Origin of the sequence: Lacticaseibacillus salsurae (assembly GCF_045862175.1) — a bacterium.
GTDB lineage: Bacteria > Bacillota > Bacilli > Lactobacillales > Lactobacillaceae > Lacticaseibacillus > Lacticaseibacillus salsurae.
The window spans coordinates 24,410-41,598 of the sequence record NZ_BAAFZI010000019.1; the positions used below are offsets into that span (position 1 = coordinate 24,410).

Genomic DNA, 17,189 nt, shown 5'->3' on the forward strand with positions numbered 1-17,189 from the left:
GATCCGCAGCGCTGTTAGCGTGCAAGTGATTTACTCAAGTTGCTCTTTTTGTAAGGTGGCGTTTTTGATCAAGCGATACAACGTCGCCGTCAAAGGTACCCCGATCAAAATGCCTAAGATCCCCGCTAATCCGGAACCGATGGTGATCGCCACCAGCACCAAAATGCCTGGCAAGCCGATGGAGCCGCCAACCACCCGCGGGTAGATCAAGTTGCCTTCCAGTTGTTGTTGGACCACCAAATACACCACAAATGCCACCCCTTGCATCGGGTTGGCTACGGCGATCAACACAAAGCCGATAGCGCCGCCGATAAAGGCACCAAACATTGGGATCAAAGTGGTCATCCCCACTAACACCCCGATCGAGATCGCATTGGGAAAGCGAAAAATCGACATCCCGATCACTGACAACGTGCCCACGATCGTCGCTTCGGTGACTTGTCCCACGATGAAATGTGAAAACATGTCATCAGCGACCCGCAACACATAGCGCGTATAGGCCAGCGGTTTGGCGGGCACAAAGGCGTTCAACACGCGGTTTAAATGTGAACTGATTCGTTCTTTTCCACCAACTAGATACAGCGCAAACGCAAATGCCAAAATAAATGAGAAGATCCCGCCAGCTAAATTGGTGAAGATCGACACTGAACTGGAGAAAATATCTGTGACCCCTGAGGTGATGAACTTTAAGGCTTTTTGTTGCAGATCAGACCAGTCGATTTGCGCAGAGATCAAACGTTTCGTCAAAGCATTGGCTTGTTGGGACTTGGCCAGCCAGTCGTTGATCAAGTTGATGGTATGCGGCAAGCTGGCAAAGAAATTCGTCAACGCTGTGATAAATTGCGGGATCACCAACCACATCACAAATCCGATCAATACCGCCACCACGATCACTGAACTCAGCAGTGCCAACGGCCGGCGCAACCCTAAAGCCACGCGGCTGGTGGCATGTGGCCAAAGCAACTTTTCAATGCGGACACACACCAAATTCAACACATACGCAAAAGCGGCGCCTAAGATCAAAGGCTTGGCGATGGTCAATAAGTTGGTCAGCGCGGCAAATAATTGGGCCGGATAGATCAAGCCGATCAAAAAAATCGCCACGATCACGGCCACGCGGATCGCTTGTTTGAGATTGATGTTCATCTTGACCTCCATTTACAAAATTGGGGAGAGTAACCGCGAAAAAGCTTGTTTGAACCGAAGCCACAACGACATCTTCCGAAAATCTTCTGCTGTGATCTCGGTGCTATCAGCAACATCGGCCATAAAGATCTTATGTAGTTGCAACGCGACTTGCGAATTATAAATAAACGCATTGGCTTCAAAGTTCAACTTGAAACTGCGAAAATCCATATTTGCAGAACCGATCGATGAGATCGTGTCATCAATGGTGACGACTTTGGCATGTAAGAAACCTTTTTGGTAAAAATAGATCTTGGCGCCATCGTCTGCCAGCATATGCGCATAATATTGCGTCGCTCGGTACACAAAGGCGTGATCTGGCATATGCGGCACCATGATGCGCACATCCACCCCGGAATGGATCGCGCTGCGCAGCGCATTGATCACGGAATCATCGGGGATCAAGTAAGGCGTTTGGATGTAAAGATGTTCTCTGGCGGAATTGATCAAGCGCAAATACCCGAGTTTGATCTGTTCCAGATCCCCGCTAGGCCCGCTGGTGACGATTTGCAGCATCGTATCACCTAAGCCTTCGTCGACTTTAGGAAAATGCGTCTGATTGACATCCAGCTTGTGGTCGCCTGCAGTGGCATCCCAATCTTGAATGAAATGTTGTTGTAGCGCCAACACGCCATCGCCAACCAGCTTCAAATGCGTATCGCGCCAGTAGCCGAATTTTTTATCGCGGCCAACATATTGATCGCCGATATTAAACCCGCCGATATACCCGACCCAACCATCAATAGCGACGATTTTGCGGTGATTGCGGAAGTTCAAGCGAAAATCAAATAAGTTCGAATGGATCCCTAAGAATGGCTCCGCATACCCGCCAGCATCACGCAACGGGGCAAAAAACGCCGGCTTGGCGCCCATTGAGCCCCAAGAATCATACAACACCCGCACATCGACGCCTTCTGCCGCCTTGGCAGTCAAAGTGTTTAAGATCTCAGCGCCAAGTTGATCCGCATAAAAGGTGTAAAACTCGATATACACATGATGTTTTGCCTCGCGGATCTCTTGTTGCAAGTCATCAAACAACGCGCGGCCATCGGTGAAAATCGCCGTTTCATTATTCGTGGTGACAAAACTATGATCGATGCCTTGAAACAACTGGACCATATTTTTCACTGACGCTTGCGCATGGGTATCTGTGGCGCGATAAGGCGGCACCGACGCTTGTTGGGCTTTTAACGCATCAGTCAATTCCGCGTTAGGTTGGGCGCGGATATTATCCAATTGGCGATGGGTGAGCTTGCGGCCTAAAAAGGCATACAGCAAAAACCCGATCACTGGCAAGAAGTTCAGCACTAACAGCCAAGCCCAAGTCGCGGCGATATCGCGCTTTTCTCGAAACACTGTAAAAATCGCGCCGATGGTGTTAAGCACGATCACCACTTCAATGATCACTTTGATGGTTTCCCAGTTCATAAATCAGCCTCCGATCCTCTTGGTTACTAAACTACCGCATACGGCGAAGATTACAAGCCTAAACGCCACCAAGACATGAAAAATCAGCCGAAGCCTAAGCCCGACTGATTTAAGCGTTAACGATCTAAGCGTTTGAAAGCTGGTGCCAAGGCCAAATATAAGATCGGCACGACGATCGCTGTGGACACCGCATTGATGCCTGCAGACGTCAAGCTCATGAAGCTGGCCACGATCGCCACATGAAAACTGGTCCCAACCATCATTGCTTCAACGATCGACACCAAATAACTGGTGATGATCTTGGTGATCCCGGCAGTGACGCTGATGGTGATCAACGCTTTAGGTGCCAAGCGATGCGTTTTGCCGCCAAAGGCTTTAAACAAGCTGGACACCACGATCGCCATCACCAAACATTCCAACACTGTCAACCAGCTGGTGGCGGCATAGCCGTTCAACACATCAAAGCCGCCTAAGCCGATCGCTGAGGCGACAAACCCATAAGTCCCGCCTAAAAATAAAATCGCCAATACCATCAAGGTATTACCAAAATGGATAAATGGCCGGCCGACAATGGCAGGCAGCGGGATGCGCAACATCCAGATCCCGATATAAATAATGGCAGCAAACAAGCCGGTAAAAACCAACTTGCGTAAATTCGTGGTACGTTTCATGAACGACTCCTCCTAAATTCTTGTCGAAATGGTGTGCAACAGCCATGGCAATTCAGCGCTGTACGCGACGCCAAAACGCGGATCGGATTTATCTGCCAACGTTGTGATCAGCGCCCGCGCGACGAAATTCATCGCCAAATGGCTGGCTTCGATCAAATCGATTCCTTCAACCAGCGCCCCACACAACACTGCGGCAAAAATATCGCCAGTACCAAAGAATTCGCCAGACAAACGCTGGGTTTGCCACAGTCGTGCTTGACCTTGTTCAACCACTGCCACACCAACGCGGCCATTGACCATATTGACCCCCGTCAACACCACATCAACATGAAACCGATCCGCCAAACGCTGCGCTAAGGCTGTGGCGGCTTTAGGTAACAAAGGATCGGCACTGAGCGGCTCATTTAAGAGTAACTGGGCTTCAGTCGGATTTGGCGTGATGACTGTGGCAAGTCGGACTAACTGTTGCATCGCTTGGACATACGTGTCGTCAAAGCCGCGATATAATTGCCCATGGTCGCCCATCACCGGATCGATCACTTTAATGCCAACGTTTGCATATTGCGGTAGCCATTTTTGCCACACGTTAAGCGCGGATTGGCCCAAATACCCTAGTAAGATCGCTTGTGGCTTGATGTTTAAGTCTTGCCAGTGGCTTAAGATCTTGGGCATTTGTGCGGAAAGATCAAAATAAGTGTTGTTGGCAAAGCCGGTATGGGCGGATAATAAAGCCGTGGGCAATAACAGCGGCTGATGGCCGAATGCGGCGATCAACGGCACCGCCACGGCCATTGACACTTGGCCAACACCAGATAGATCTTGACTGATGATCACTTGTGATTGCATCTTGTCCTCCTGATTCACTAACGGCCTTTAATTTTAACCGAATTCTCATCAAATTACTAGCATTTTCAGAAAAAGACCGCCACGTTGTTACTGCCGTTTGCCTACAACTTGTCTTTCCAGGTTGACGCACCCTTTGCTGGCGTGTTTAAGATAGATCAAACCGTTCACAGGAGGGCTTCATGTTAGGCACACTTTTTAATACCGCAATGATCATATTAGGTTCCAGTTTAGGCGCGCTAGGCAAACGTGGCATCAAATCCAGCACCCATCAAATGTTGATGGAAGCGCTGGGTTTATGCGTGATCGCCATTGGCCTCAACACCACCATCAGCCACATGCCAGATTCCAAATATCCAGTATTGTTTATCGCCAGCCTCGCCATTGGGGCGTTGATCGGCAGTCGTTTGGATCTTGACGGCCGCTTCAATCGCTTGCTGGCCAAGCACCAAGGCCAACAAGGCTTGGCCCAAGGCTTAGCGACTGGCATTTTGCTTTATTGTATCGGCACCTTATCGATCGTCGGGCCGATCACTGCCGCGCTTAAAGGCGATATCACCATGTTATTGACCAACGGAATGCTAGATGCGGTGACGTCAACGATTTTGGCGACGACGTTTGGCTTTGGCATGATTTTAGCGGCACCGGTATTGTTTTGCTGGCAAGGCGGTATTTATTTATTGGCCAAATTATTAGCCGGCGCGATTTCTAATGCCATGATCACGGAGTTGTCCATCGTTGGCGGCGTGTTGATCTTAGCTTCTGGCATCAGCATTTTAGGGTTAAAGCCGATCAAAACCTTGAACCTGCTGCCGGCATTAGTCGTCCCGATCGTCGTCGTCGCCGCGATCCAAATGTTGCGCTAACGCATGGATGCGGTCAAACACTTGCGCTTCTTGGCGGCGGTTGGCCGTATGGATGGTGCTATTAGGCCGCATGACTTTGACATAACGCACATTGGGCTCAAACGCGTAACGCTTGGGATTTTGCGCGACAAAACTTGCCGTAAACCAATAATCTTCGGCAATATGCAACTGTTCATCAAAACGTAGATTCCCAATCGCATCGCGCCTGAAGGCTTTATTCCAGACATAACCGCCAATGGCACTGCCATGTTGCGTGACTTGATCAAACATATCGCGCTGATCTAACGTCAACCATCCTGGAGCAAAATGTTGACTGACACCCCACCAGCGATAGCCGACTGCTGTGGCCACAATGTCTGGACTTGAAAAACCCGCTTCAAGTGTTTGCACAAAATCCGGTGCTAAGCGGTCGTCGCCATCGACAAACGCGATAATATCGCCTGTGGCATGCGCCAACCCGACATTGCGAGCAGCGCCAATGCCGCCATGTGGCACTTCTAAGGCATGCCAGTTGGCGATGCCGCGAACGAATTGTTGGGCCCGCGGAAAAGTTTGATCCGTTGACCCATCTGAAACTAACCACAATTCGAAATTCTCAGTTTGATTGGCCAACGTTGCTAACATTGGGGATAAATATTCCCCTAAATTATACATCGGTACGATAACAGAAAAGCGCACCATGATCGCCTCCTTTTAGGCATATCATGGGCGCTTCTTTAATTTGCGTCAAACTTTAGCATTAGAAAATCGCTAACAAGGCGATCACGGCGATCACCACCAAGGCAATAAAGCCGCCAGCTGCCTTCACACCGGCGTTGGTCCAATAGGCATCGGCAACCCGATCCAACCCGCGATCTTCGTCAAAGCGGCGCATGTCTCGTGAATTCATCATCATAATCTCCAACTCCCTTAATCTTTCTCTAATCTTGTTATACCCCATTTTGCCCAAAGAAAAAAGCCCTAACTCACGCTAGGACTTTCCAAGTTCACTTTAATTGCAAAATACGGGCTTTGATCTGATCGCGCACCGCACGGAACACTTCAAGCTGTTGGGCAGGCGTGCCGGTTGCGGCAGCCGGGTCTGGCAGTGGCCAGTGCAATTTGGTCACGCTTTTCGGCGTCACTGGGCAACGATCGCGGGCATCCCCGCACAATGTCACCACCAAGTCGCACTGATTTAAATAAGTTGGGTCGATCAACTTGGACGTGTGCTGCGAAATATCGATGCCAACTTCTTGCATCACTTGCACCGCTTTAGGATTTAAGCCATGGGTTTCGATGCCAGCACTTTGGATCTGCCAGTCGCTAGGAAGCAATTGCTTGGCAAAGCCTTCTGCCATTTGACTGCGACAGGAATTGCCAGTACATAGAAAATAGATTTTTTTCATCAAAGGCACCCTTTCTATCCCGTTAGTATGCCGGCATCAGGGTGACTTGTCAATGTTTTACCACGGTGCCATGTTCCCGCCGCTTTGTTGATAAATGATCGCATATGGCGTCCCCGCTGCTAACTTGTCAAATTGTGTTTGCGTCAATGCTTTAAAATCAAGGCTTTGGCGGTGGGCCGCCAGTTGCATAGGATCTTGGACGACAACTTGGTAGGTTTTGGCCCAATCAAACAACGCTGGCACCACAGTAGGCGTCGGGATCAACACGTGCATGTGATCGATGGTCACTAAGGTGCGGTAGCGAGTTTGCGGGAGTGGCACCAGTCCGATCGACGGAAAAATCACCGACTGCAATAACGCGATCGTCACCCGCTTGGGCATTTTGGCATAAAACACCTGGCCGTGCTCATCTTTCAACGTCACGATGTCGCCAAATTCGGCTTGTCCGACCGCCATTTGATAACCGGCAGTGAGACGGTGTAACCACTTTGGGGTTGAGTTGTGGGGATACTGCTTACCTGCGACTACAGCATGCATATACGCCGGATGCGTGGCAATGGCGCGACTAATATTGGCGAAGGCCGGCACGCCAAGCAGTTCAATCATCGTATCGCTGTGCCTATCGTTTACCTCAAGCAAATCGCGAGCGTCTAATTTCAATAACCGACACAAACGGGCCACATTCTCAAGATCTGGCTTGCGTTGATCATGTTCCCATTGTGACACCGTTTGCCGGGTGACAAATAGCTTATCGGCCACTTCTTGTTGGGTAAAGCCTTGCTTTTGACGCCCGGCCACCAACTTCTCTCCAATTTTCATGAGCCCTTGCCTCCACTGAGATTATCGCACATTGGCAAGCACTTTTGGCTAGTTTTGGGCCAGTCACAAACTGTGACGTTGAACAATTTAACTGCTTATCGCCAAAATCGGCGCATCAGCAACTTCGCAACCACCGCAACGGCTGTCATCCCGACTAAAACGCCGACCAAACGCATTGACCAGCCAAACAGTAAAAATACCAACCCCAAAGCCAGCAACAGCATCAAGCCGGTGAGCCACTGACTGCGTCTTTTGGCTTGCGACGTTAACGGACCGGCTACCCGCCGATAATTGCGCGTGGCGTATAACAACACCACCAAGTTGATCAACATGATCAACACAAAAACCGCGCGCGTTGTGTACCCCATCGTCACCCCGACAATGTGGTATTGATGCATGATCACCAAAGCCAACAATACCAAGTTCACGGCATAAGCGCCCCAATACATCACCTTGGCACCGCGCCGTTCTTCTTCTTTAAATTTTGCATCTGCCATCATTTTTGCATCCCCTTTAAGTAATTGGTCTAAGGAAAGCGCAAAAAATTCCGATAATGCGACCACACTCGCCAGATCCGGATAGCTGCGCCCGACTTCCCAGCTGGAAATCGTTTGCCGCGTGACGTGCAATTGCTCTGCCACTTGTTGTTGGGTCAACTTGCGAGCCTTGCGCGCCGTTGTGAGTTGTTCGCCGATCGTCATTGTTGCACCTCCACCAATCACCTTAAGGACTTTAGCTCTATTCTACCAGCAACCAGCCTTTGCAAGCACGCAACCAGCTGACGCATTTGCGCGATCGACTGATCAAACACAAAAAAACGCCAACGCTGGGGTTGACGTTGGATCATCTGATTAAATTCGGAACATGTGCCATATCACAACTTTCATCACGCACATAACCAATCACGGTGTCATGATTTCTGCTTTTCAACCGCCAAGGGTAATCAACAATCCAGCAAATGTCGTCATCGTTCAAGCAATTGTTGGCAATCAAAAAGATCGTCAGTAAACTTCTTGGCCGGAGTTTGACGATCCTAAGATTGGACTAACTTTTATATGCCAGCCGTCTTTAACGGCCTGCTGAGCCGACATGTTGCGTTCAAAAACATGCCGGCTTTTTTCTATATCGTGATTATAGCATGCCTGTTTTCTAAACGAAACATGTCATCAACATCATCAATAACCGACATCAAGACAAACTCCCTCTTAACGCCGTTGATCGCCTGCCTCGACGAAACACCAGCCTGTTCTCCAGACAAGCCGAGCGCATACTTAAAACCTCAATGCCATCTGCACCCCGCGTTGGGCAATATGACCACGTCAGTAATTGATACAATTTGGCAGTCATGGGTGGCAATGAAAGTAAATGGTTTGACTTTCGATTTTGTCAGGTCTGAACATTTCCCGGGAAATAATATTCTTAAATGCTTAAATCTAAGAATCGCAGTATAACACGCTTTTTAGAGCGTATTGTTGTCCCAACATTATATAAAACGCTGTTGGAATGTGCCACCAATGTGCCATCTCAAGTTTGGAGTCTACTGATTTTCAGTAGGCTCTTTTTGTCGAGATTAAGTGCTAAAAACACTTCTTCCTTGCATTATAGGTCCACACTAAGGTCTGTCCTAAGAATACGCTCAAATGAAAGCGCGGAATTTATGATTGCCGCGTTGCTGGACGAGCCACGCTGAGCCAACATATTGTGGTGACCGCCGTGTCATTGAACATAGAAATCAGCAAATTCCTCACCAATCCCAACTGGCGATCTCATAATGGATTGGAGCGGATCAATGTGACGTTGCCTCTGTTCGTTGCGATGGCTTAGTTCTGGCGCAATCACGATTAGCATACGCGTCAAATCGGTTTCAGGTTACAAACCGCCACGGTATTAGACGAAGATACGCTGTGGCTACAATACCGCGTGACTGATCCGCAAGGGTAGGCAAACAAATACCGCTAATCCGTGATTTAAGGATTGACCGTATCTTTGTATCTAGGCGTTAATGCGACGCGCAGCATGTTTGAGCAGAAACGGTGCCAGCAACGTTGTTAAGATGACTGCGGTGATGATTGCTGAATAGTAATCCCCGCTGATCAGCTTGGCTTGATAGCCGATCTGCGCAATGATCAAGGCCATTTCTCCGCGTGAAACCATACCTGCACCGACCAAGTATGATTCATCTAAAGTAAACCCAGATAATTTGGCACCGCCACCTGCACCCAAAAGCTTAGTCAGCGTTGCGACAACGGTCAAGACGACGATCAACAACAAGTCGTGTTCGATTCCGGCTAACGACATGTTCAGCCCAATCGAAACGAAGAACACGGGAATGAAAATCGCGTAGCCGATCGGTTCAATACTTTGATCGACTTCATGAGCGACGTGCGTCTGGGCAATCGCGATCCCGGCAAAGAAAGCGCCAATCACCGCGCTCAGCCCGATCAGATCCGCGATATACGCCATGCCAAAACATAAGATCATAGCCATTAACGTGGGCCCGACTGGAATCAGTAATTTGGTTCCGAGCTTGGCGAGAATCGGGGCGATGAAGCGCACGACGAAATAAATCGCGACAAAGTAGATTAACTGCTCCAAAAACGTCAGGGCCAGCGGGATTTGCGTGGTCGAACCCGTCGTCGTGCCCATCACACTGACCATGATGCTGAGTAAAACAACCGCTAACACATCATCGACTACCGCCGCGCCAAGAACTGTTGAACCACTTTTACTATCAAGTATGCTCAACTCCTTCATCACGGCCACCGAAATCGAAACAGATGTGGCAGCAAAGATGACACTCAAAAATAGGCTTTCAAACTGGGTCAGTCCGAACCAAAGCCCGACTGGATAAATCAGCACCATCGGGACCAAGACGCCCAACAATGCAACAATCACACTAGGACGTAAGTATTTTTTCAACAACGTGAGGTCGCTCTCTAATCCGGCAATGAACATTAGGATAATAACCCCAATCTCTGAGAAAATATGAACAAACTCATTGGGATGCACCCAGTTCAACAATGCTGGGCCAAGCACGATACCAACGAGCAACTGACCGATCACTGCCGGAATGCCAATCCGCACTGCTAAGTGGCCGATTAAACTGGTAGCAATCAAAATGATGACAAGTGCGCCTAAAAATTCCAAACCAAAACCTCCTCATACAAAAAACGTAAGCCAAGTACCTCTTTCACACCCCTGAAAGAGAAAACCTTGAGCTTACGTCAACCGATTGATCTATTTAAGTTTTAATAACATCTTTTCAATTTTAGCAAATCGTGCCGCCATCTTCAAGTGAAGCACACATCGAGCCTGGGTTACGGTTCTTGAAAAAAAGCTGATTCTCTATGTTTCTGTCCTTTAGATTGTACTTGACAAAGATTACAGAATAAGTTTTAATGTTTAATCGGATAAACGTTAGAACCATTATACAGGAGGTATCGATGACTAAACATAATTCAGAGGAAACGCTGGCGATTTTTCAAAAAAGCGCTCCGGTATTATCTATCTTACTCGATGAGAACCGACAGCGGATTTTGCTGATGCTTTGCCAAACCGATCAACTTACCGTCAGTGAAATCACAGATCGATTATCGCTGTCACGCCCAGCAGTCTCGCATCATCTCAAGTTGATGCGTGATGCTGGAATATTAGCGGTCAACCAAGTCGGAACAGAGCGCTACTACCGCACCAACATGGCAGACGCACTCGGACTACTCAAACAACTGGTCACCGCGCTTGAGGCAGATGTCGCAGGCAAAGAATAGTCGTTTTGGACGATCATTTTTAAGGCCTATAAGTTTAAATGTCTAAACGTTAAAAAATAGGAGAAAACCATATGAATCAATCTATCATGTTTCAGCCGCTGATGTTGGCTAACGGCACTAAAATTAAGAATCGGTTCATGAAACCGGCAATGAGCGAAGTTATGGGTGATGCGCGTTTTCGGCCCACAGCGCGCTTGATCGCACTGTATCGAGCCTGGGCCAATGGCGGCACAGGCTTGTTGATCACTGGTAACGTCATGATCGATGCTCAAGCGATTAGTGAAAAAGGTAATGTGGTGATTGAAGACGATCGCGACTTGCCGCTCTTGCAAGAGTGGGCCAAGGCCGGTAGCGTGAACGGTGCGCAAACTTGGGTCCAGCTGAATCATCCCGGTCGTCAAGCTGCCAAACACGTCGCCTTACATCCCGTCGCACCAAGCGCTGTGCCACTGGAAGGGCCAAATGCTTTTGCGTTCAATCCACCACGGGCGTTGACTATTGAAGAAATTCATGCAATCGTGGCCAAATTTGCCCGCTCGGCGGCGATTGTTAAAATGGCTGGGTTTGGCGGTGTGCAGATTCACGCCGCGCATGGCTATTTGCTCAATCAGTTCTTGTCACCATTATCGAACCGCCGCACTGATGACTACGGTGGTTCACTTGAGAATCGGATGCGGATCATTGAGGAAGTGTATTTGGCCATTCGTGAACAAGTCGGTGCTGCTTTTCCAGTCGGCTTGAAGATTAACTCCTCTGATTTTCGTGCTGGTGGTTTTAGCGAAGCGGAATCAATTCAGGTGATCCACCGGATGGCGCATTTAGGGGTAGACCTGATTGAAATCTCTGGCGGTAATTATGAAAACACAGTGATTCAAGGGGACAATCGTAAGGGCGCCTTCTTCATTGACTACGCTGCTAAGGCCAAGGCGGGAATCGATACCCCAATCGCCGTCACCGGAGGCTTCAGAACATTACACGGAATGGAAACCGCGGTCACCAATCATGAAGCCGAAATGGTTGGCTTAGCACGTGCGACCGCCTTAATTCCAGACTTACCCAACCAGGTCAAAAAAGGCGCCTTCACTGAAATCAACTTAGAGCGGCTTTCGACTGGACTGCCATGTCTAGATCGCAAAGCTGGTGCTTATATCGGTTTGAGCTACTACGAAATGCAAATGGTGCGTATCGCTGGCGGCAAACCGGTGAAACTGACGAAAAACGCTTGGCGTCCATTGTGCTTCGCGTTTCATACTCAAGGTTGGTCTGTATTGATGCCGCAGCGGGCATAGAGATGGCACGGACATTATTTGCGCCAAATAAGTATTTTTAATCTAGAGCGGGGATAAAAAGCCACTGGCTTGGCCGGTGGCTTTGTTAACAATGCTTGCAATGAATTTTCAAAATGGCTCGATGCTCTCTGAAAGCTTGCTTAGTAACTCAACTAGTCGGTTACATCGAGACGGCGCTGTTTGAAATAAAACTGTCTGTCGTGATCGCTTATTTCACGCTTTACCTTAAATGGAGCACCAAAAGCCACAACGTTTGCCGGAATATCATTAGTGACGACACTTCCGGCCCCAATAACTGTGTTATCTCCAATGGTTACGCCTGGAAGAATGGATACGTTGGCGCCAATCCATACGTTTTTCCCAATAGATACGGGAATGTTGTACACATAATGATGCTCGCGAAGAATTGGGAGCACAGGATGCCCAGATGTTGCGATAACAACGTTTGGCCCAAACATACAATAATCTCCAACTTTTATTTCAGCATCATCAACAAGAGTTAGGTTGAAGTTGCAGTAAATCCCCTTTCCAAAATGGACATTATGACAGCCCCAATTTGCATGAAGGGGTGTTTCGATGTGGCACCCTTGTCCTATCTCCGCAAACATATCTTGCAGTAACTTTTCTTTTAACTTTGATTGATTTGGTCGTGTTTGATTGAAGTCGTAAAGAGTTTCCAGATATTCTGATTGCTTTCCCATTAACTTCGGATCGTCGTAGTGATAAGGGAGTTCTCGATGCTTTCGTTCTATATTATTCATTTGCTTCTCCTTGGGAATTTAATACTTGGCTCATAATTTCAGTTACGCCATGTTGATCGTTTGTATTGGCTTTATATTTCCCGTACTGGAACATTTCGGGTATGGCATTTGCAACGACGTAACTTTTCTCAACGACAGTCAGCATGGGAATATCGTTTTCAGCGTCTCCAAAGGCCATCATTTGGTCTGGAGATATGCCTAGTGCTGAACCAAGGTACTTAATTGTGATCCCTTTATCTGTTCCTAACGGCATAAAGTCAATCCATTCACTTCCGCTAACTTGAACGGAATAGTCATGTTCAAATGGTTTCCGAAAAATCGTCGAATACGCAGTCCTACTGCTTTTATCGGGAAAGTACACGGTAAACTTATCTGCCGCGAGCGTCAGGTTTTCAAAATCTTCTACAGCTTTAATTTCTGAATAAAAATACTTGAGGTGATTAAGTGAGGCTTCAAAAATCTTTGGAATATACGCTGAGTTCAGGCCGCACAGAATTGGAATTCCAGCTGTTTGTTGAAGTGTAAAGTTGATCATCTTCTGATAATCTTCTGTTTTTAACCTTGCTTGATGAATCAATTCTCCATGAAATTCAACAACGCCACCGTTGTCTGCAATGAAAGCCAAAGGCAAATCTGGAAATTGAGCTTTCAGTGTGTACAGTGGCCGTCCACTGGCAATCGCTGTGACAACGCCGACATGATCTAACTGACTTACAAGTTTATAAAATTCTTCTGGAACGTGTTTGTCTGATGTTAATAAAGTTTCGTCCATATCTGTAGCGATAAGTTTTACGGATCTCATTGAACTTCACTCCTAGTATCAGTATAGTTCCATTATAAGGCGCGAAATTAGCGGTAGAATGTTAATATTGCGCGGATGAATATAAAAATCGTACAGAGGCGACAAAATGGAAATAAAGGTATTCTCAGATTTTTCTGAAGAAATGCAGTATAACATCAACGACTTTCCACTCTATGTGCGAATCAATAAACTTTCCCATTTTGGATATTGGGGCGCGTGTCACTGGCATAGTGGGGTCGAAATTGTTTCTATTCTTGATGGAACTATGGATTTTTTTATAAATGGTCAAATTGTTCCACTCTTACCAAAAAGTATTCTCCTTGTTAACAGTAAGAGAATGCACTACGGATTTTCCGACACCAAAGATGAGTGCACGTTCATTGACATGATTGTCGAACCAAGCCTTTTCGATAGTAGCTGTAGCTCTATTCAAAAGCAGATAGATAATTCATTTGGGCGGTCATCAGAAGATTACCTGTTGTTTGATTGTAAAAGCGAGGCAGCACAAGAGCTTGCTTCCGCTGCGCGGATAATTCATGGGTTAATGAGTACCCCCAAGCCGAATATGATAGATGTTCAGGTAGAATGTATGAAAGCCATGAGTAAGTGCATCAAATTTATGGGTCACTCAACGCGAAATACTGAACATACTGTAAATAATCAGGAAATTTGGAAAATGGTTGACTATATACATCGCCATTATTTTGAGACAGTTCAGATCGATAATATTGCCGATGCTGGCAAAGTTTCTCGAACTCGATGTTTTAATATATTTCGTAATTATTTGGCACAGACCCCAACCGAATATCTCACACGATACCGCCTCGACATCAGTCTAAAGTTACTTGCAAAGACAGATATGTCAGTAAAGGAAATTAGTTCTAATTCTGGATTCCAGTCGGTCAGCTATTATTGCGCAACTTTCAAAAGACTTTTTGGTTGTACTCCGTTGGAATATCGAGAGAGTGTCTCAAACAAAAAATAGAAATTGGCAATAGAATTCTGTTGGGTTTCTGGAAAGCATAAAGGCCTGGCATACATGCTCGTGGATTGCAGTGGGCATGTATGCCAGGCTTTTTTAGATGCCGTCGGTGATAATCCAGTTGTTACTTTGCTTGGAAAAATCGAATTGTATCTAGTCCCTTATTGTTATCAGTCAATCCCGTTTCTGCTGATCATCCCGGTATGATTGTATGGCCTTAAGCTCCTGGTAAACTTGATGAATTTCCTTAATAGGTATATCTCGATACTTGGATTGTTTCGTGATCTTTCGACCATTCTGATCCGTTTTCGGTTCACCGTCTTCATCAACAGGTGTGTACGGGCGAAAGTATTGCATGATTTGATCAAGCTGTTCCGATAATCCATCCAATTGTCGCGGTGAGAAATCCTTCATCATATGCATAACCCGACGTATTTCCGTCACCTTTGGCATATATTCGTCAATTCGATCAAGAATGGCCGTAGTTTCTCCAACTGCGGTCTCTTTTTCTGTTCTCAAAAGTTCTGAAGGCATAACATTGAAAAATTTAGCAATGCCGATCAAGTTCTCGTAGGTTGGGTGGTTATTCTCACGTTCCCAGTTAGAAATAGCTTGTCCGTTAACCGGAGTATCCAAAGCAGCTCCAAGTTCTGCTTGGGATAACCCGCTTTGAATACGGAGCCGTTTTAGATTTGGGCCAAAATAGTGCACTTTTGTCATATTGATCACCTCGTTATCAGATTACCAAACAGCAATACCTATATCAAGTTGCAAAACTATATTTAAAAGTTATGTAGCTATGAAAAAGCTAAGGAAATCTGTTGAAAGTCTTGATATCATTGCGTTAACGTATAGCTTGTCAATACGATTAGTGATGAAAGGAGGAATCCACGCCGCCGTGCGCGGCGTGCAGCGCGAAAGCCGCTAGCGCGAGCGGCGGCGGTCGGCGGCGGTCGGCGGCGGTCGGCGGCGGTCGGCGTTAGCCGGCCGCCTCAAGCCCCCAGTGTCTAATAGGGGGGCAGAGATAGGAACGTACTAACAAAACACAGGGTAGAAATGCCGTAGGCAAGGCATTCCCCGTAGAGACAGAGTGTCAACAGGCTAAAAAAGCTGTAAACACCAGAAAACAAAGGAGAAAATGCCAATGCAAAATGATTTGACTGCGGGAATCGTGGTCACTGATTGGTTAGGCAAGTTTTGGGACTTGATGACCAAGCAGAAATTGACGCAACAACAAGTGGCCGATAAGGTCGGGATTACTCGTGGTTACCTGAATCAGCTACTCGGCGGCAAAAGACCGCTAAACGACAATATGCGACGCCAACTGATGTGCGCTTACCGTGAGCTATCCGGTGACGAAGCACTGACAATGTGGATTGACTATGTCCGTATTCGCTTCCCCACTCATGATGCAATCCCCATCATGACCGAATTGTTGCAGATTAAGCCAATATTCTTCGCGCCGGACAACTGGGGCTTCTACGGCTATACCGGTAAGTTTGAACACGGCGCGATGCAAATCTTCACTTCACCAGAAGATGACGATCGCGGTACGCTACTTGAACTGAAAGGTGAAGGCTGTCGCGAATTCGAGTGTCTGCTACTCGCTCAACATCGGAGTTGGTATGACTTCTTTGAAAAGGCAAATGAACTCGGTGGTCACTACAATCGGATCGACCTTGCCATCAATGATTATGTAGATATGCTACCGGTGCAATACTTTATTGATCCTGGATTATTCACCTCGGTATTGGGGACATGAAATCGCATCTGGCCGGTCTGAAAGCAACGTTTGGATCGTTGCGAATACTGACTGAGCGGAGAAGTTGGTGATCGATGCACCACGAACAGACCGACCCAGTTTTCGGCTCGACGCACGACCTATTCAGTTATTCAGTTCAGGTCGCCAACTGATGGACTTCGTCCATGAGCCGACTAAACCAGTTCTTGTAAACATAGTTAGAAGCAAGATGAATCACCACACGACGGGCGTGCCAAGTAATCCTACCGGCGATGTGAAAGAGGCTGAACCGTAGCGAGGAGATGGTTGAACGACGGTCTTCCGAGACAAAGAGCTGTTTAAAGAGCTGAACCAGGTTATAGGCAATACCGGTGATCAAGGCTCGTGCAGTGTTCCGTGCAAAAGTTGAGCTGTCTGTTTTGTCAAAGCCAAACCCGCATTTCAGCTCCTTAATTTGGTTCTCAGCATTGCCCCGCTGTCTATAGGTCTTGAACAAAGTCTCTGGAGCCTCGGAGGCCAGGCTGGTCACTACGAATGCGTGGTTCCAGGGAACTAGCTCATCTGCCGTATGAGTAGAACATACGATAACACGGCGAGCTTTACCCCATGACGCGGCCTGATACTTGAATTCGTGGTAGACGCATTTG

At 47.4% G+C, this 17,189-nt stretch carries 19 protein-coding genes; 5 read left to right on the plus strand and 14 right to left on the minus strand.

Features of this window, described 5'->3' with window-relative positions; genetic code table 11:
* Nucleotides 1-30 precede the first annotated feature (30 nt).
* The 4 genes from ACKTSG_RS07280 to ACKTSG_RS07295 all read right to left on the minus strand — a co-directional run bounded on the left by ACKTSG_RS07280 (nt 31) and on the right by ACKTSG_RS07295 (nt 4,130).
* On the minus strand, nt 31-1,146 hold the full coding sequence (locus tag ACKTSG_RS07280) for an AI-2E family transporter (RefSeq protein ID WP_407893388.1): 1,116 nt from the start codon (nt 1,144-1,146) through the stop codon (nt 31-33).
* A gap of 12 nt (nt 1,147-1,158) precedes the next feature.
* Complete coding sequence (cls, locus tag ACKTSG_RS07285) at nt 1,159-2,613, minus strand: cardiolipin synthase (RefSeq protein WP_407893390.1); 1,455 nt, start codon at nt 2,611-2,613, stop codon at nt 1,159-1,161.
* A gap of 116 nt (nt 2,614-2,729) precedes the next feature.
* Nucleotides 2,730-3,284 carry an ECF transporter S component gene (locus tag ACKTSG_RS07290; RefSeq protein WP_407893392.1) on the minus strand — a complete coding sequence of 185 codons (555 nt, stop codon included), beginning with the start codon at nt 3,282-3,284 and terminating at the stop codon, nt 2,730-2,732.
* A 12-nt stretch (nt 3,285-3,296) separates the two neighbouring features.
* Nucleotides 3,297-4,130: a pyridoxamine kinase gene (locus ACKTSG_RS07295; protein ID WP_407893394.1), complete on the minus strand. Its 834-nt coding sequence runs from the start codon at nt 4,128-4,130 to the stop codon at nt 3,297-3,299.
* Between the two features lie 179 nt (nt 4,131-4,309).
* Here ACKTSG_RS07295 and ACKTSG_RS07300 point away from each other — a divergent pair, with 179 nt between their 5' ends.
* Nucleotides 4,310-4,993, plus strand: coding sequence for a DUF554 domain-containing protein (locus ACKTSG_RS07300; RefSeq protein ID WP_407893396.1), 684 nt, complete (start codon nt 4,310-4,312; stop codon nt 4,991-4,993).
* Here the strand turns inward: ACKTSG_RS07300 and ACKTSG_RS07305 are convergent.
* The 6 genes from ACKTSG_RS07305 to ACKTSG_RS07330 all read right to left on the minus strand — a co-directional run bounded on the left by ACKTSG_RS07305 (nt 4,946) and on the right by ACKTSG_RS07330 (nt 10,347).
* The gene (locus ACKTSG_RS07305; RefSeq protein ID WP_407893398.1) at nt 4,946-5,674 is read right to left on the minus strand and encodes a glycosyltransferase family 2 protein; all 729 of its coding nucleotides are present in this window, start codon (nt 5,672-5,674) and stop codon (nt 4,946-4,948) included. The two genes, ACKTSG_RS07300 and ACKTSG_RS07305, sit on opposite strands and share 48 nt — an antisense overlap.
* A 58-nt stretch (nt 5,675-5,732) precedes the next feature.
* Nucleotides 5,733-5,888: a hypothetical protein gene (locus tag ACKTSG_RS07310; RefSeq protein ID WP_407893400.1), complete on the minus strand. Its 156-nt coding sequence runs from the start codon at nt 5,886-5,888 to the stop codon at nt 5,733-5,735.
* Between the two features lie 91 nt (nt 5,889-5,979).
* Nucleotides 5,980-6,381, minus strand: a complete 402-nt coding sequence (gene arsC, locus ACKTSG_RS07315; RefSeq protein WP_407893402.1) for an arsenate reductase (thioredoxin) — start codon at nt 6,379-6,381, stop codon at nt 5,980-5,982.
* 57 nt (nt 6,382-6,438) lie between these two features.
* On the minus strand, nt 6,439-7,200 hold the full coding sequence (locus ACKTSG_RS07320) for a helix-turn-helix domain-containing protein (RefSeq protein WP_407893404.1): 762 nt from the start codon (nt 7,198-7,200) through the stop codon (nt 6,439-6,441).
* 95 nt (nt 7,201-7,295) lie between these two features.
* A complete protein-coding gene (locus ACKTSG_RS07325) occupies nt 7,296-7,901 on the minus strand; it encodes a helix-turn-helix domain-containing protein (protein WP_407893406.1) in 606 nt (201 codons plus the stop codon).
* Nucleotides 7,902-9,192: 1,291 nt separating this feature from the next.
* The gene (locus ACKTSG_RS07330) at nt 9,193-10,347 is read right to left on the minus strand and encodes a cation:proton antiporter (RefSeq protein WP_407893408.1); all 1,155 of its coding nucleotides are present in this window, start codon (nt 10,345-10,347) and stop codon (nt 9,193-9,195) included.
* Between the two features lie 296 nt (nt 10,348-10,643).
* Here ACKTSG_RS07330 and ACKTSG_RS07335 point away from each other — a divergent pair, with 296 nt between their 5' ends.
* Both ACKTSG_RS07335 and ACKTSG_RS07340 read left to right on the plus strand, forming a co-directional pair.
* Entirely contained in the window at nt 10,644-10,967 is a 324-nt protein-coding gene (locus tag ACKTSG_RS07335) for an ArsR/SmtB family transcription factor (protein WP_407893410.1), read from the plus strand.
* Between the two features lie 71 nt (nt 10,968-11,038).
* Nucleotides 11,039-12,256, plus strand: a complete 1,218-nt coding sequence (locus tag ACKTSG_RS07340; RefSeq protein ID WP_407893412.1) for an NADH:flavin oxidoreductase/NADH oxidase family protein — start codon at nt 11,039-11,041, stop codon at nt 12,254-12,256.
* A 152-nt stretch (nt 12,257-12,408) separates the two neighbouring features.
* Here ACKTSG_RS07340 and ACKTSG_RS07345 read toward each other — a convergent pair whose 3' ends face one another.
* Both ACKTSG_RS07345 and ACKTSG_RS07350 read right to left on the minus strand, forming a co-directional pair.
* Complete coding sequence (locus ACKTSG_RS07345) at nt 12,409-13,017, minus strand: sugar O-acetyltransferase (RefSeq protein WP_407893414.1); 609 nt, start codon at nt 13,015-13,017, stop codon at nt 12,409-12,411.
* On the minus strand, nt 13,010-13,819 hold the full coding sequence (locus ACKTSG_RS07350; RefSeq protein WP_407893416.1) for a Cof-type HAD-IIB family hydrolase: 810 nt from the start codon (nt 13,817-13,819) through the stop codon (nt 13,010-13,012). Before ACKTSG_RS07350 ends, ACKTSG_RS07345 begins: the two co-directional genes overlap by 8 nt.
* A gap of 106 nt (nt 13,820-13,925) precedes the next feature.
* Here ACKTSG_RS07350 and ACKTSG_RS07355 point away from each other — a divergent pair, with 106 nt between their 5' ends.
* Entirely contained in the window at nt 13,926-14,804 is an 879-nt protein-coding gene (locus ACKTSG_RS07355; protein ID WP_407893418.1) for an AraC family transcriptional regulator, read from the plus strand.
* A gap of 171 nt (nt 14,805-14,975) precedes the next feature.
* Here the strand turns inward: ACKTSG_RS07355 and ACKTSG_RS07360 are convergent, their stop codons facing one another.
* A complete protein-coding gene (locus ACKTSG_RS07360) occupies nt 14,976-15,521 on the minus strand; it encodes a helix-turn-helix domain-containing protein (RefSeq protein WP_407893420.1) in 546 nt (181 codons plus the stop codon).
* A 424-nt stretch (nt 15,522-15,945) separates the two neighbouring features.
* Here ACKTSG_RS07360 and ACKTSG_RS07365 point away from each other — a divergent pair, with 424 nt between their 5' ends.
* Nucleotides 15,946-16,563, plus strand: a complete 618-nt coding sequence (locus tag ACKTSG_RS07365; RefSeq protein ID WP_407893422.1) for a helix-turn-helix domain-containing protein — start codon at nt 15,946-15,948, stop codon at nt 16,561-16,563.
* A 136-nt stretch (nt 16,564-16,699) separates the two neighbouring features.
* On the opposite strand, the gene ACKTSG_RS07370 is transcribed toward ACKTSG_RS07365, so the two are convergent.
* Nucleotides 16,700-17,189, minus strand: a 490-nt coding sequence (locus ACKTSG_RS07370; RefSeq protein WP_407893424.1) for a transposase, incomplete at its 5' end; no start/stop codon positions are given.

Excerpts from the sequence above, each read along its gene's own strand:
- ACKTSG_RS07325 (WP_407893406.1), bottom strand. The coding sequence starts at position 7,901 with ATGACGATCGGCGAACAACTCACAACGGCGCGCAAGGCTCGCAAGTTG.
- ACKTSG_RS07310 (WP_407893400.1), bottom strand. The coding sequence starts at position 5,888 with ATGATGATGAATTCACGAGACATGCGCCGCTTTGACGAAGATCGCGGG.
- ACKTSG_RS07340 (WP_407893412.1), top strand. The coding sequence starts at position 11,039 with ATGAATCAATCTATCATGTTTCAGCCGCTGATGTTGGCTAACGGCACT.
- ACKTSG_RS07350 (WP_407893416.1), bottom strand. The coding sequence starts at position 13,819 with ATGAGATCCGTAAAACTTATCGCTACAGATATGGACGAAACTTTATTA.
- ACKTSG_RS07300 (WP_407893396.1), top strand. The coding sequence starts at position 4,310 with ATGTTAGGCACACTTTTTAATACCGCAATGATCATATTAGGTTCCAGT.
- ACKTSG_RS07295 (WP_407893394.1), bottom strand. The coding sequence starts at position 4,130 with ATGCAATCACAAGTGATCATCAGTCAAGATCTATCTGGTGTTGGCCAA.
- ACKTSG_RS07345 (WP_407893414.1), bottom strand. The coding sequence starts at position 13,017 with ATGAATAATATAGAACGAAAGCATCGAGAACTCCCTTATCACTACGAC.
- ACKTSG_RS07335 (WP_407893410.1), top strand. The coding sequence starts at position 10,644 with ATGACTAAACATAATTCAGAGGAAACGCTGGCGATTTTTCAAAAAAGC.
- ACKTSG_RS07355 (WP_407893418.1), top strand. The coding sequence starts at position 13,926 with ATGGAAATAAAGGTATTCTCAGATTTTTCTGAAGAAATGCAGTATAAC.
- ACKTSG_RS07320 (WP_407893404.1), bottom strand. The coding sequence starts at position 7,200 with ATGAAAATTGGAGAGAAGTTGGTGGCCGGGCGTCAAAAGCAAGGCTTT.
- ACKTSG_RS07360 (WP_407893420.1), bottom strand. The coding sequence starts at position 15,521 with ATGACAAAAGTGCACTATTTTGGCCCAAATCTAAAACGGCTCCGTATT.
- ACKTSG_RS07365 (WP_407893422.1), top strand. The coding sequence starts at position 15,946 with ATGCAAAATGATTTGACTGCGGGAATCGTGGTCACTGATTGGTTAGGC.
- ACKTSG_RS07290 (WP_407893392.1), bottom strand. The coding sequence starts at position 3,284 with ATGAAACGTACCACGAATTTACGCAAGTTGGTTTTTACCGGCTTGTTT.
- ACKTSG_RS07305 (WP_407893398.1), bottom strand. The coding sequence starts at position 5,674 with ATGGTGCGCTTTTCTGTTATCGTACCGATGTATAATTTAGGGGAATAT.
- ACKTSG_RS07280 (WP_407893388.1), bottom strand. The coding sequence starts at position 1,146 with ATGAACATCAATCTCAAACAAGCGATCCGCGTGGCCGTGATCGTGGCG.
- cls (WP_407893390.1), bottom strand. The coding sequence starts at position 2,613 with ATGAACTGGGAAACCATCAAAGTGATCATTGAAGTGGTGATCGTGCTT.
- arsC (WP_407893402.1), bottom strand. The coding sequence starts at position 6,381 with ATGAAAAAAATCTATTTTCTATGTACTGGCAATTCCTGTCGCAGTCAA.